A 14,882-nucleotide genomic window follows, 5' to 3' on the forward strand; every position below is an offset into this window, starting at 1 on the left:
GACGAGTCTATATGAAACAGCGCATCATGACGGGAGTTATCGCCGGATCGTTCTTTGCAGTGCTGGTTTACATTGGTAACTTACCTTATGAAGGATTGCTTATCGCCCTGGCGTTAATTGGATTTTACGAATATGCTCGAATGCTTCATAAGCAGCCGTTTGATTTGATATCACTCTTAGGATATGGATTAGTTTTATTGCTAACCGTCCCATGGTCACGCTGGGGGATCGAAATCAGCTGGTCTCCGGATATGATTCTGTGGTTGTTTATGTTTATCGCATTATCCATCACGGTCATTAGTAAAAATCGCATTACGATCCAAAATGCTGCTGTCTTATGGTTCGGAGCATTTTATGTAGGTTTTGGATTTAAATATATGATCGTGATTCGAAATGAAATAGAGCACGGATTGTTCTGGACGATACTGCTGTTTGCTGCAGTTTGGTCTTCTGATATTGGTGCCTATTTTGTAGGTAAAGCGATAGGCAAGCATAAATTATGGCCGGCGATTAGCCCTAACAAAACAATTGAAGGTGCTCTTGGAGGCGTGCTTGTATCTATAATTGTATGCTTGATTGGTGCTTTCGTGAATCCAGACATGATGTCGATTACGCAAGCAGTAATGGTTGGCTTAACCGTTTCTCTTGCGGGCCAAATGGGTGATTTGATCCAGTCAGCGTACAAGCGAGTACAGGGGGTTAAAGATTCTGGAAATTTACTTCCAGGACATGGCGGTGTACTTGATCGTTGTGACAGTTGGTTAATTGTATTCCCATTTGCGTACTTCATAGGTGTTGTTTATTAGTAAATAAAACAACATCATAACGCGGCAACATAATGAATAGAGGTGTTTCATGAAACGGATCGCTCTACTAGGTTCCACAGGTTCGGTTGGAACTCAGACGTTAGATGTGGTAGCACAGCACCCTGAGCAATTTCAAATCGAAGCAATGGCTGCTGGGCGGAACATTGATTTGCTATTGCAGCAAGTGAAGCAATTTCGTCCAAAGCTAGTATCGGTACAGGACAAGGCAACTGCTGATGCGATTCGGATTCATCTGCCAGAAGGAACGGCACTGACACATGGTGATGAAGGTCTAATCGAGGTAGCTTCTGTTGCTGAAGCGGACACGGTTGTTACCGCAGTGGTAGGAAGTATCGGATTGAAGTCTACGTTAGCTGCTATTGAACAAGGCAAACAGATCGGTTTGGCTAACAAGGAAACGCTTGTCACAGCTGGACATCTTGTCACAGCGGCGGCTCGCAAGCATAATGTAGCTTTGTTACCGATTGACAGTGAACATTCAGCTATATTCCAATGCTTAAACGGAGAATCTATGCGTCATTTGCGCTCGATTACGTTGACAGCATCGGGAGGTAGCTTCCGAGATAAAGGTAGAGAAGAACTTAAAGATGTAACCGTAGAGCAAGCGTTGAACCACCCTAACTGGTCTATGGGTGCCAAAATTACAATAGATTCCGCTACAATGGCGAATAAAGGTTTAGAAGTTATTGAGGCACACTGGTTATTCGACATTCCTTATGAGCAAATACAAGTGCTCATTCATCCCGAAAGCATTATTCATTCTTTCGTCGAATATGTCGACGGTTCCGTTATTGCGCAGCTTGGGCTGCCTGACATGCGCGTACCTATCCAATATGCATTGACATATCCTGAACGGCTTGAGATGAAGGGGCCGTCACTAAGCTTGGCTGAGATTGGGAAGCTTCATTTCCGTGAAATGGACATGGGCCGTTATCCGATGGTTCGTTATGCGTATGAGAGTGGACAAGCAGGCGGTACGGCAACCACCGTGTTTAATGCTGCTAATGAAGTTGCGGTAAGTCGCTTCCTCAAAGGGGAGATTGGTTTTCTGGATATTGAACGCATTGTAGAGAAAGTACTGTCCAATCATCAAGTTCATGCCGAACCTTCTTTAGCTGAAATTGAAGATGCTGATGGAAGAGCAAGAGCAATTGCGGCTAGCTTGCCTCCAGTCGAATAACTTGCATACAATTCTAGGACAATGGATTCTCTTGTGCGATGATGGAGAATAATGATAATGTATAGGTTATACGCGTCCCGCAACGCTAAAGGAGGATGTTACGCTTGCAAATGGTGCAGATAGTACTGTCTTCAGTACTCGTTTTTTTCATTATCGTTACGATACATGAGTGGGGTCATTTCATATTTGCGAAGCGTGCTGGCATTCTTGTGCGGGAGTTTGCAATTGGTTTTGGACCCAAAATTTTTGCATACAAGAAGGGTGAAACTCGCTATACGCTAAGGCTGCTTCCAATTGGGGGCTATGTCAGAATGGCTGGCGAAGATCCTGAAGTTGTAGAAATTCAGCCAGGACAAACGATTGCGATTCGCATCAGCGATGGACAAGTGAAGAAGCTGTATGCTGATCAACTCGATATGAGGAAAAATGTCATTCGAGGTGAGATTGTTAGTATTGATTTAGAGCACAATCTAAATCTTACGCTAGCGGTTGATGGCGAACAGCAGACGTATCAGGTTCATCCGCAAGCACTTATCGTAGCACGTAATCAGGACACTCAAATTGCTCCCCGCAATCGCCAGTTTGGCGGCAAGACCGTAGGTCAGCGTGCGTTAGCCATTTTTGGTGGACCATTAATGAACTTCATTCTTGCGTTTTTCTTGTTTGCTGCCCATATTTTGATGGTAGGCATTCCATTGGAAAACCCGACTTACGTCAAAGTAGGCAATATCAAAGAAGATATGCCTGCTTCTAAAGCTAATATCCAAGAAGGCGATATCATTGAGAAAATTAATGGGGTCGCAATTGGTGGAAATGCTGAGAAGCTTGTGAAAATGACAGCTGAATCAGAAGGTAAGCCGATGACGTGGAGCGTATTACGAGGAACTGAGCGTTTTGAAGTGACATTGACTCCTGTAAAATTAGAGGGGCATGAGGGTGGAAAAGTCGGTATTTCACCTATTCTTCCGACTCGTTCGCCTTCGTTTACAGAGACGTTCCAGCATGCTGGAACTTCAATGGTTAACATGACGAAGCTAATATTCGATGGTTTCAAACAGTTAGTGTTCGGGCAATTCAAGCTCGATGACTTAGGTGGACCTGTACGAACATTCGAAATAACAGGTCAAGTGGCCAAACAAGGAATTGAACAACTAACATTATGGACAGCCATACTAAGTTTGTACTTGGGTATATTCAATCTTCTTCCAATTCCTGCATTGGACGGAAGTCGTCTAGTGTTCATTGGAGTTGAGGCATTGAGAGGCAAGCCAATCGATCCGAACCGTGAAAGTATGGTTCACTTTGTCGGCTTTGCTATGCTTATGATGCTTATACTGGTTGTTACTTATAATGATATATTACGTCTATTTAAAAGCTAATATTTGTGACGTCATTGGCGGGACTGCATCGGTTCACTAATTTATTATTTTATTTTCAGATAATAGTACATGATGTACCTCGCTAATGCACAGATTCAGGAGGAACTTATCCGTTATGTCTAAGGAGAAGCAGTTCGTATCGGAAATTACACCACAGCAAGAAGATTTCTCTCGCTGGTATATTGATGTTATTAAAAAAGCAGAGCTGATGGACTACTCCCCAGTTCGCGGCTGTATCGTATTTCGTCCAGATGGATTCGAGATTTGGGAACATATTCGTGAGGAATTGGATCGTCGTTTTAAGGAAACAGGTCACCGCAATGCTTACTTCCCAATGTTTATTCCTGAAAGCTTCTTCCAAAAAGAGAAGGAGCACGTAGAAGGATTTAACCCAGAGTTGCCATGGGTTACGGAAGCAGGCGGAGAGAAGCTTGAAGAGCGTCTTGCCATTCGTCCTACATCTGAAACAATGATTGGTCATATGTACTCCAAGTGGATTCAATCTTATCGTGATCTACCAGTACTTATTAACCAATGGGCGAATGTCGTTCGTTGGGAGAAGCGTACATTACCGTTCCTTCGGACAAGTGAATTCTTGTGGCAGGAAGGCCATACGGCACATGAAACGGAAGAAGAAGCACGTCATGAGACGATGCAAATGCTTCAAATTTATAAAGAATTTGTTGAAGACTACTTAGCGATTCCAGTAATCGTTGGTCAAAAAACACCTTCTGAGAAATTTGCGGGTGCTGTAGATACGTATTCGATTGAAGCAATGATGAAAGACGGACGTGCTGTACAAGCGGGTACTTCTCATTACTTGGGAACAAACTTTGCGGTAGCATTTGATATCCAATACCTTGGCCGTGAAAATTCGATGGAATATGTGCACACTACATCTTGGGGAGTAAGTACACGTCTTATTGGCTCTATGATTATGGTGCACGGTGATGATCGTGGATTGGTACTTCCTCCTAAGGTTGCACCTACACAAGTCGTTATTATTCCAATCGGTCCAGCGAAGTTGCGTGATCAAGTAGTAAGTCGTGCAGATGAGTTGTTTGCTGAATTGAAGACAGCAGGCGTTCGCGTGCGTATGGATGATCGCTCTGATGTATCGCCGGGCTGGAAATTCAACGAATACGAAATGCGTGGTGTCCCAGTTCGCCTTGAAATCGGTCCTCGTGATATGGAAAACGGTGTTTGCGTGCTTGTTTCCCGTGTTACAGGCGAGAAGCGAATTGTTGAGCAAGCGAAGTTAACAGAAGAAGTACAAAAAATGTTGAACGATGTACATGCTGAAATGTTCAATCGTGCGCAAGAATTCCGCCAAGAGAACTTCTATTCCGTGAATACAATTGACGAAATGAAAGCATCTATGGAAGAGAAGCGTGGCTTCACATTGGCTGGATGGTGTGGTTCTGATGCTTGTGAGAATCAAGTGAAGGAAGAAACAGGTGCTACTAGCCGTAACATTCCATTTACAGTAGATGAACACAAGTCTTCCTGCCTAGTTTGTGGTGAGAAGGCTAAACATACCGTTGTATTTGCACGTGCATATTAATTACAATACTAATAGTTGATAAAGATGAAATGGCTTTCGATGCGGGAGCATCCCTCGGCAATCCGAATGATGACTCCTAGCGAAAGCCATTTCTGTTCTATAGATTAGACAGGAGGTGGACTTCATGACGGATCGTAGACAACGTTTTGAGCTGCTAATGAAGCAAGCCGAACTGCCGCCCGAACTTATTCAAACCTTTTTTCAAGATGGACACATAGATCGTGTCGAAACTAGCCGTTCGAATCGAGAATGGACGATCCACATCGAAAAATCAACGGTCGTACCACCGGAAGCGTACCGAACATTTTGTTTGAAAATCCAAGACAAAATGTCGCATATCGCGAAGATAAAAATCATTTTTCATTATGAAGAAGTGGTTTCTTATCAAGAAGTCGTTGAAGCCTATTGGCAGCTATTCATGGAATGGGTGAAGCGTGAGGTTGCTTCTGTGAACGGATGGCTGCATAGGGCACGGATCGAAGTTGAGTCTGATCTTGTTCGAATATTATTAGCTGAAGAAACTTCATTGGAATTGGCTAAGAAGAAGCAAATTGATGAATACGTCAAGCGCTTCTACGATACGTATTTCTCACGCCAATTGCGTGTACAGCTTCAGATTGGACAGCAGGATCAAGAAGTGGTTCAAGAATTCCAAGCGAAGCTGGTTGAGGAAGAACGTAAAGCTGTTCAGCGTATGATGGAAGAAGCAGCGTTGGAGTCTGTCGATCAAGCAGCTGAACCGGGAGTCGTTCCAGATCGTCTGCAATTCGGCTATGAAGTTAAAGATCAGCCCATGCCCATCATGGACGTACAGGATGAAGAGAAGCGTGTCACCCTTCAAGGTATGGTATTTGGTTTGGAAACGAAGGAACTGCGGAATGGTAATACGTTATTCACGTACAATGTAACTGATTTTTCTGATTCCATGCTTATTAAGATGTTTGCTAAGTCAAAAGAAGATGTGCTTAAACTCAGTCTTTTATCGAACGGAAAATGGGTTAAAGTTCGTGGTCGTGTCGAGTACGACCGTTTTATGATGACTCCAGAGCTCGTTATGTTAGCGTCTGATTTGCAAGAAGTAACTGCTCCTCCAGAACGTCAAGATAATGCAGAGGAGAAGCGGGTAGAGTTCCATTTGCACACAACGATGAGTACGATGGATGCTGTTACTTCGATAGATAGCTATGTGAAGCAAGCTGCTAAGTGGGGACATAAGGCAATTGCTGTAACGGATCATGGCAATGTTCAATGTTATCCAGAAGCCGCTAAGGCTGCGAAGAAGCATGGCGTCAAAGTGATTTACGGTCTAGAAGCGAATGTGGTTAATGATAATACAGAAGTCGTTATGAATGCAGGACCTCGCAATTTGAAAGAGGCAACATATGTTGTATTTGATATTGAGACAACGGGGCTTTCTGTAACGAATAACAAAATAATCGAGATCGCGGCAGTAAAAATGCAGGACGGTAAAGAAATCGATCGCTATGCTTCCTTCGTTAATCCGCACGAACGTATTCCATACAACATCCAGCAATTGACGAATATTACGGATGATATGGTACAGGATGCTCCCGAAGTGGATGAAGTACTGAAGCAATTCGTGGCGTTTGTGGAAGACGACATCCTTGTTGCTCATAATGCTCGATTTGATATGGGCTTCGTACAGAATAATTTGAAACAGCTAGGAATGTCGGAACTGTCTAATCCAGTATTAGATACACTTGAGCTAGCAAGATTGATTCACCCAACACTCAAAAATCATCGTCTAAATACGTTAGCAGACAAGTATAAAGTATCGCTTGAAAATCATCACCGTGCGATCGATGATACGATTGCATTGTCAGGTGTATTAGTCGGATTGTTACATGATGCGCATTCGATTCGCGGAATTGAGATGTTGGATCGTCTTAATGATTATGTTGGGCAAAATTTAAAAAATACACGTCCATTCCACTGCAGTATTTATGCATTGAATGATGTGGGCAGAAAAAATTTATATAAGCTTATTTCGTCATCACATACGGAGTACTTCCATCGTGTAGCATGTATTCCAAAGCGTAAGCTCATTGAACATCGTGAAGGGCTGCTTATTATTTCTGGCTGCGAGAAAGGCGAGTTCTTTGAGGCTGTATTGAACAAGTCACGAGAAGAAGCTGAAGAAATCGCACAATTTTATGATGTGTTGGAAATTCAACCGCTCACGATGTACATGCATCTCGTTGATAAAGGTCTTGTAGGTGCACCGTCTGATATTGAGCAGGCGATACGTAAAGTATGCGATATTGGAGATAAGTTCGGTAAGCCAGTTATAGCGACTGGTAACGTTCATTATTTGAACCCACGGGATAAAATGTTCCGTGATATTACGATTCATGGTATTACTGGCTTTAGTCCGCTCAAAGATCAAAAGAAACCGGACGCACACTTCCGTACGACGACAGAAATGCTGAAGGAATTTGAGTTCCTCGGTGCTGATGTTGCAAAGCGAGTTGTGATAACGAATCCGAATGATTTGGCAGATCGATTTGAAGCGTTAAAGCTGTTCCCAGATGAGTTGTTTACGCCGATTATTGATGGCGCAGATGAAGAAATGCGCAATACTTGCTATGAGACAGCAAAAAGTATATATGGTGAGCCTGTACCGGAAATTGTCGTTGCACGACTAGAGAAGGAACTTGAACCGATTATTAAATTCGGTTTCTCCGCCAACTATTTGATCTCGGAGCGACTTGTAAAAAAATCAAATGCAGATGGTTACTTGGTTGGTTCCCGTGGTTCCGTAGGTTCATCAGTAGTTGCGACATTCCTGGGTATCTCTGAAGTTAACCCATTGCCACCACATTATGTATGCCCTAATGCTGAATGCAAGCATAGCGAATGGATTACAGATGGCAGCGTGCCAAGTGGCTTTGATTTGCCTGATAAAGAATGCCCGAACTGTAGTACTCGTATGAAAGGTGAAGGCCAAGATATTCCGTTCGAAACGTTCCTTGGATTTAAGGGAGATAAAGTTCCCGATATCGATTTGAACTTCTCTGGTGAGTACCAACCGATTGCTCATAATTACACGAAAGAGTTGTTTGGTGAGAAAAGTGTATTCCGAGCAGGGACGATCGGTACGGTAGCAGAGAAAACGGCATTTGGTTTTACGAAAAAATACGAAGAGGACTACCATAAAAAATGGCGCGGTGCAGAGCTATCTCGGCTTGCCTTAGGCTGTACAGGTGTAAAACGCAGTACAGGACAGCATCCAGGTGGTATCGTTGTCGTGCCAGATTACATGGAAGTTGAAGATATTACGCCTGTTCAATTTCCAGCAGATGATCAAAATGCGGAATGGAAGACAACGCATTTCGACTATCACGCTTTCGATGCCAACTTGCTGAAGCTTGATATTCTCGGACATGATGATCCGACCATGATGCGGATGCTGCAAGATTTGACTGGATTTGATCCGACGAAAATCCCGATGAATGATCCGAAAGTAATGAGCATGTTCAACTCAACGAAAGCGCTTGGTGTTGAGCCTGATCAAATACGTACACCGGTTGCGACATATGGTATACCCGAGATGGGGACGCGATTTGTTCGCCAAATGCTTGTCGAATGTCAACCGAGTTCTTTTGCCGATTTACTGCAAATATCAGGTTTATCCCATGGTACAGGGGTATGGTTAGGAAATGCTCAGGAACTTATTAAAAGCGGTATTTGTACGATCAAGACCGTTATCGGTTGTCGTGACGAAATTATGTTGTTCCTTATTTACAAAGCCGGTATGGATGCAAGTCTAGCCTTTAAGATTACGGAAAATGTGCGTAAAGGTAAGGGACTTTCGGAAGATTGGATCAACGAGATGAAGCGTTGCAACGTACCACAGTGGTATATTGATTCTTGTTTAAAAATCCAGTACATGTTCCCGAAAGCCCATGCGGCTGCCTATGTTATTTCAGCAGTGCGCTGTGCTTACTACAAGCTGTATCATCCAATTGAGTTCTACGCCACGTATTTCACAGTTCGTGCGGAAGACTTTGATATCGAGCTACTTTGCCAAGGCTACGAGGCCATCAACCGTAAAATTGATGAAATCGAAGCGAAAGGCTTCCAAGCACTTCCGAAAGAGAAGAACATGCTTCCTGTTTTGGAAATGGCATTGGAGATGACAGCTCGTGGTTTGAGCTTTAAGTCCCTTGATCTTTATCGATCAGATGCAACGATGTTCTTAGTGGATGGGGATTCACTAATTCCTCCGTTCTCTGCGATGCAGGGTATCGGTGAGAACGCGGCACGCAACATTGCGGCATCGCGTGAAGGTGATGAGTTCTTGTCCATCGAAGATTTCCAACAGCGGTCGAAAGCGTCAAAAACGATTATTGAGCTGTTAACACAGATGGGCTGCTTCCGTGGATTGCCTGAGACGAACCAGCTGTCGCTGTTCTGATACATTGCTTTTTCGTAATTGTTTATGCTATAATTCTTTTGGTAATCATGTGGATACAGCCGTTGAGAAGAGTGGGGAAACCCACTCTTTCATATTTACATCCGGTCTTTTTTTGATGATATGCCAATTTGTGTTAACAATTGGATAGGTATTGTGATGTGAATGAAACGGAGTTAACCATATATTTGAAAAAGACATACCTAGTGTAACGGAGGTACAAAGCTTGAGCACACCGAACATCAAATCGGTAGTAGAAAACATGTTGCAACCTTATTTGGATGAGCATCAGTTCGAGTTAGTTGACATTGAATATGTCAAAGAAGGAAGCAGTTGGTTCCTGCGAGTGTTTGTGGACAAGGATGGCGGGATCGATATTGAGGACTGCGGTCGCATTAGTGAATATTTGAGTCTGCAATTGGATGATAATGACCCAATTACAGATGCTTACTTCCTAGAAGTATCTTCTCCTGGCGCAGAACGCCCGTTGAAGAAGCCGAAGGACTATGAGAAATCGATTGGCAAGCATGTCTTCGTGACTACATATGAGCCTGTTCAAGGCCTTAAAGAGTTTGAAGGTACGCTTGTATCCTATGATGGAGAAACAGTCGTCGTACGAGTTGGCAAGAAAGAATATGAATTGTCTGCATCCAAAGTAGCCAGCGCTCGTTTGGCTATTGTGTTCTAAGATTAATATGTAATTTTCTTTACGTACATGAGTACATGATGAAGCCGTTTCGCGGCTGAAAGGGGGAGCTTACCGCATGAGTATTGATTTTATTGAAGCGTTGGCAGAGATTGAGCACGAAAAAGGAATTGCCAAAGAAATATTAATTGATGCGATTGAAGCTGCTTTGATCTCCAGCTACAAGCGCAATTTTAATGCAGCACAAAATGTTCGTGTGGATATTAATCGTACAACGGGTGTAATCAAAGTATATGCCCGTAAGACGGTCGTAGATGAGGTTATGGATCCTCGACACGAAATTTCGCTGCATGCATCCCGTGAAGTGAATCCGAACTACCAGATTGATGACGTCTGTGAGATTGAAGTGACCCCACGCGAGTTCGGTCGTATTGCAGCACAGACGGCTAAGCAAGTTGTAACACAGCGTATTCGTGAAGCAGAGCGCGGACTCATTTATCATGCGTTCGTTGATCGTGCTGAAGATATCGTAACAGGTATCGTGCAGCGTCAAGATACGCGCAACGTATTTATTGATTTGGGCAAGGTGGAAGCTGTTCTTCCTTTGAACGAAATGATGCCGAACGAGAAGTTCAAACACGGTGATCGTGTTAAAGCATACATTACGAAAGTAGAGAACACTACAAAAGGTCCTCAAATTATTTTGTCCCGAACGCATCCAGGATTGCTCAAGCGTCTGTTTGAGTTAGAAGTTCCTGAAATCTTCGAAGGTGTGGTAGAGATTAAGTCTGTTGCGCGCGAAGCGGGTCAACGTTCTAAGATTGCGGTTTATTCTCGTAATCCTGAAGTAGATCCTGTAGGCTCCTGTGTTGGTCCTAAAGGTACACGCGTACAAACGATCGTGAACGAACTTCGCGGTGAAAAAATCGATATCGTGCGCTGGTCTGAGGATGTAGAGGAGTACGTAGCGAACTCACTTAGCCCATCTAAGGTAGTAGAAGTTGATGTTCGAGAAGTTGAGAAGATGGCACGTGTAATCGTTCCTGATTATCAATTGTCTCTTGCAATCGGCATCAAGGGTCAAAATGCTCGTCTTGCAGCTAAGCTAACAGGCTGGAAGATCGACATTAAGAGCGAGTCCCAGATTGGCGAAGTTATTGCTGCTGAGTTGGAAGCCGAAGACCTTGCGAATGAGCAAGAGCGTTTGGTTGCTGAACAAGGCTTCGAGCCTACGGAGTCGTTTGAACAAGAGGAAGCTCTAAATGAGAGCGATGAAGAGATTACAGAAACTCAGCAGACACAAGAGTAATTCGTGTAAACAAGTTCTCGTTGTACGCTGGAGGGCAAGGGGGTTCAGTCATGAAACCGAGAAAAGTACCGCTGCGCAAATGCGTTGCTTGTCAGCAAATGATGCCCAAAAAGGAGCTTATCCGCGTTGTCAAGACTCCCCAAGATGAGGTTCAAATCGACTTGACAGGCAAGAAGTCAGGTCGGGGTGCTTACTTATGTGGGAAACTAGCTTGCTTCAAGCTGGCACATAAGTCAAAAGCTCTTGACCGTGCGCTTAAGCAAGCCGTGCACGCTGATATATATCAACAGTTGGCGCAGGATTTCATCCGCGTCGAAGATGATTTTCTCGCTAACAAGGAGCGAGATGAAGATGAAGAATAAAGTCCTGTCTCAACTTGGCTTGGCGCAACGTGCTGGCAAGCTAGTATCCGGAGACGACATTGTGTTTAAAGCAATACGAAATAGTCAGGCTCGATTAGTAATCGTTGCAGGTGATGCATCTGAGAACACAAAGAAAAAGTTCAAAGATAAATGCAATACCTACAATGTTCCACTTGTTATTGGATTTACCCGAGATGAGCTTGGAGAAAGTATTGGTAAGCTAGACCGAGTGATATTGGGGGTAACCGACAAGGGCTTCGCGAGCTTGATGCATAACGGGCTGATAACTATGTCGGAGGTGGAGTATATTGGTGAAACAAGGGAAGGACAATAAGGAAAAGTTAAGAGTTTACGAATATGCAAAATCAATCAACATGAGTAGTAAAGAAATTATTACGATTCTTAAACGACTTAATTATCCTGTAAACAATCATATGAGTGTAATGGAGACTGATGCTGTGGGTAAAGTAGAGCAACATTTCAAAGACGTAAAGGCAAATGCACAAGCTAAGAACGAAGGAACGCCGGCTAAGCCTCAAGCAGAAGCGCAAGTTAGCCAATCTGCTGGAGCGGCTTCTGAGGCGCCACGTGGTGGCGAACAACAGCGTGAACGCACTGGTGGACAACGCAGTGAAGGTTCGCGTTCTCAAGAAGGCCGTCCAGCGCGTGATGGTCAACAAGGAGGACGCCCGTTCAATCGTGAAGGTGGCGACCGTCCTCGTGGGGACCGTCCACAAGGTCAAGGACGCCCGCAAGGTCAAGGCGGATATAACAGCGGTGGTCAAGGACGCCCGCAAGGTCAAGGCGGATATAACAGCGGTGGTCAAGGTCGTCCGCAAGGTCAAGGACGCCCGCAAGGCCAAGGTGGATATAACAGCGGTGGTCAAGGCCGTCCGCAAGGTCAAGGACGGCCGCAAGGCCAAGGTGGATATAACAGCGGTGGTCAAGGCCGTCCGCAAGGTCAAGGACGCCCGCAAGGCCAAGGTGGATATAACAGCGGTGGTCAAGGCCGTCCGCAAGGTCAAGGACGCCCGCAAGGCCAAGGTGGATATAACAGTGGCGGTCAAGGTCGTCCGCAAGGCGGTGGCCAAGGTGGTCAAGGAGGATTCCGTGGTGGTCAACAAGACCGTCGTCCAGGTGGTGCACCAGGTGGTAACCGTGGTCCAGCAACACCTGCTCCAGCTCGTTCAACAGTGGATAAGCCGCAACCGGCTCGCATGAACCAAAATCCAAAAGGCAATCGTTTCAACGAGCAAGATGATCGTCGTGGCGGTGCTGGCAAGAAGACTCAAGGATTTAATCGCTTCGATGACAATCGCAATCGCGGTCCTAGAGGTAAAGGCAGAGGCAAAGGCCGTAATGATAGAAAAGTGGAAGTGCGCGAGAAGATCGATAACACACCTAAGAAAATTATTGTGCGCGGCACAATGACGGTTGGCGATCTAGCTAAACTTCTTCACAAGGATGCTTCTGAAGTTATTAAGAAGTTACTACTCATGGGCGTTATGGCAACGATTAACCAAGAGGTTGATTTGGATACAATCCAGCTTATCGCTGAAGAGTTCAAAGTTGAAGTTGAATTGAAACTTCCTGTACAGGAAGATCCATTTGAAGAGCAAGAAGAAGCAGACGAGGAAGCGAAGCTTCAATCTCGTCCACCAGTTGTAACGATTATGGGTCACGTTGACCATGGTAAAACGACTCTTCTTGATGCAATCCGCAAAACGAACGTAACAGGCGGCGAGGCTGGCGGTATTACGCAGCATATCGGTGCTTATCAAGTAGAGATTAACAACAAAAAAATTACGTTCCTTGATACTCCAGGTCACGAAGCGTTTACGCTTATGCGTGCACGTGGTGCGCAAGTTACGGATATTACGATTATCGTTGTTGCAGCTGATGACGGTGTAATGCCTCAGACAGTAGAAGCAATCAGCCACGCGAAGGCTGCTGGTGTGCCAATTATCGTAGCGGTTAACAAAATCGATAAGCCGGCTGCTGACGTAGATCGCGTAAAAACAGAATTGATGGCATATGAACTTGTAGCGGAAGAGTTCGGTGGAGATACTATCTTCGTTAATGTATCTGCTAAGCAACGTACTGGCCTAGAAGATTTGCTTGAGATGATTCTTCTTGTATCTGAAGTAAATGATTTCAAAGCTAACCCAGACAAATTGGCTCGTGGTACAGTTATCGAAGCAGAGCTTGATAAAGGTCGCGGTTCTGTAGCGCGTATTCTTGTACAAAGCGGTACACTTAAAGTCGGTGATGCATTCGTTGCAGGCACATGCTTCGGACGCGTTCGTGCAATGGTTAATGACCGTGGTCGTCGACTCAAAGAAGCAGGTCCTTCCACGCCTGTAGAAATTACAGGTTTGACGGAAGTTCCACAAGCTGGCGATGTATTCATCGGATTTGAAGATGAGCGTAAAGCTCGTTCGATTGCAGAGAAGCGTTCCACTACACTTCGTGAGAGCCAATTGGGTGCAAACACTCGTGTTACGTTGGATGACTTGTTCAAGCATATCAAAGACGGTGAAATGAAAGAGCTTAACGTGATTATTAAAGCTGACGTTCAAGGTTCTGTTGAGGCACTTCGTGGTTCCTTGCAGAAGATTGAAGTTGAAGGCGTACGCGTTAAAATCATTCACTCCGGCGCAGGTGCAATTACAGAATCTGACGTTATCTTGGCAACAGCATCTAATGCAATTGTCATCGGATTTAACGTCCGTCCTGACGCTCAAGCTCAATTGACTGCTGACCAAGAAAAAGTTGACGTTCGTATGCACCGCGTTATCTACACGATCGTGGAAGAAATTGAACAAGCGATGAAAGGTATGTTGGATCCTGAGTACAAAGAAGTTGTACTTGGTCATGCTGAAGTCCGTAATATGTTCAAGATTGGTAAAGTTGGTACGATCGCTGGTTGTATGGTAACTTCCGGTAAAATGGTTCGTAACGCAGAAGTGCGCGTCATTCGTGAAGGCATTGTTGTCTTCGAAGGTAAGTTGGACTCTTTGAAACGCTTCAAAGACGACGCGAAAGAAGTCGCACAAGGTTACGAATGTGGTATTATGTTCGATAAGTTCAATGACCTCAAAGAAGGCGACATTATCGAGAACTTCCAAATGGAAGCAGTTGAACGTAAGTAGGTATTAAATAAGCCCTCACAGAGAAAAA

General features: G+C 44.5%; 10 protein-coding genes. All 10 read left to right on the forward strand.

All coding sequences use genetic code 11. The annotated features are described in order from the left end of the window. The first annotated feature begins 11 nt into the window (after window positions 1-11). The 10 genes from IFO66_RS02160 (at window position 12) to infB (ending at window position 14,854) form a co-directional block, all read left to right on the forward strand. Window positions 12-806 (forward strand): phosphatidate cytidylyltransferase, encoded by a 795-nt coding sequence (locus IFO66_RS02160; protein WP_192023538.1) that lies wholly within the window; start codon window positions 12-14, stop codon window positions 804-806. Window positions 807-855: 49 nt separating this feature from the next. After that, window positions 856-2,007 carry a 1-deoxy-D-xylulose-5-phosphate reductoisomerase gene (locus IFO66_RS02165; RefSeq protein ID WP_192023539.1) on the forward strand — a complete coding sequence of 384 codons (1,152 nt, stop codon included), beginning with the start codon at window positions 856-858 and terminating at the stop codon, window positions 2,005-2,007. 104 nt (window positions 2,008-2,111) lie between these two features. Further along, entirely contained in the window at window positions 2,112-3,386 is a 1,275-nt protein-coding gene (gene rseP, locus IFO66_RS02170; RefSeq protein ID WP_192023714.1) for an RIP metalloprotease RseP, read from the forward strand. A 115-nt stretch (window positions 3,387-3,501) separates the two neighbouring features. Further along, window positions 3,502-4,950: a proline--tRNA ligase gene (gene proS / locus IFO66_RS02175; protein ID WP_192023540.1), complete on the forward strand. Its 1,449-nt coding sequence runs from the start codon at window positions 3,502-3,504 to the stop codon at window positions 4,948-4,950. Between the two features lie 124 nt (window positions 4,951-5,074). Further along, on the forward strand, window positions 5,075-9,388 hold the full coding sequence (locus IFO66_RS02180; RefSeq protein WP_192023541.1) for a PolC-type DNA polymerase III: 4,314 nt from the start codon (window positions 5,075-5,077) through the stop codon (window positions 9,386-9,388). Window positions 9,389-9,611: 223 nt separating this feature from the next. Further along, on the forward strand, window positions 9,612-10,073 hold the full coding sequence (gene rimP, locus IFO66_RS02185; protein ID WP_192023542.1) for a ribosome maturation factor RimP: 462 nt from the start codon (window positions 9,612-9,614) through the stop codon (window positions 10,071-10,073). Window positions 10,074-10,149: 76 nt separating this feature from the next. Then, a complete protein-coding gene (gene nusA / locus IFO66_RS02190) occupies window positions 10,150-11,340 on the forward strand; it encodes a transcription termination factor NusA (RefSeq protein WP_192023543.1) in 1,191 nt (396 codons plus the stop codon). Between the two features lie 50 nt (window positions 11,341-11,390). Continuing rightward, entirely contained in the window at window positions 11,391-11,702 is a 312-nt protein-coding gene (gene rnpM / locus IFO66_RS02195; protein ID WP_144990915.1) for an RNase P modulator RnpM, read from the forward strand. After that, window positions 11,692-12,036: a L7Ae/L30e/S12e/Gadd45 family ribosomal protein gene (locus IFO66_RS02200; RefSeq protein ID WP_192023544.1), complete on the forward strand. Its 345-nt coding sequence runs from the start codon at window positions 11,692-11,694 to the stop codon at window positions 12,034-12,036. Before rnpM ends, IFO66_RS02200 begins: the two co-directional genes overlap by 11 nt. After that, the gene (gene infB, locus IFO66_RS02205) at window positions 12,014-14,854 is read left to right on the forward strand and encodes a translation initiation factor IF-2 (RefSeq protein WP_420488635.1); all 2,841 of its coding nucleotides are present in this window, start codon (window positions 12,014-12,016) and stop codon (window positions 14,852-14,854) included. Before IFO66_RS02200 ends, infB begins: the two co-directional genes overlap by 23 nt. Window positions 14,855-14,882 lie beyond the last annotated feature (28 nt).

Source organism: Paenibacillus arenosi, from assembly GCF_014841135.1.
Taxonomy (GTDB): Bacteria; Bacillota; Bacilli; order Paenibacillales; family Paenibacillaceae; genus Paenibacillus_B; species Paenibacillus_B arenosi.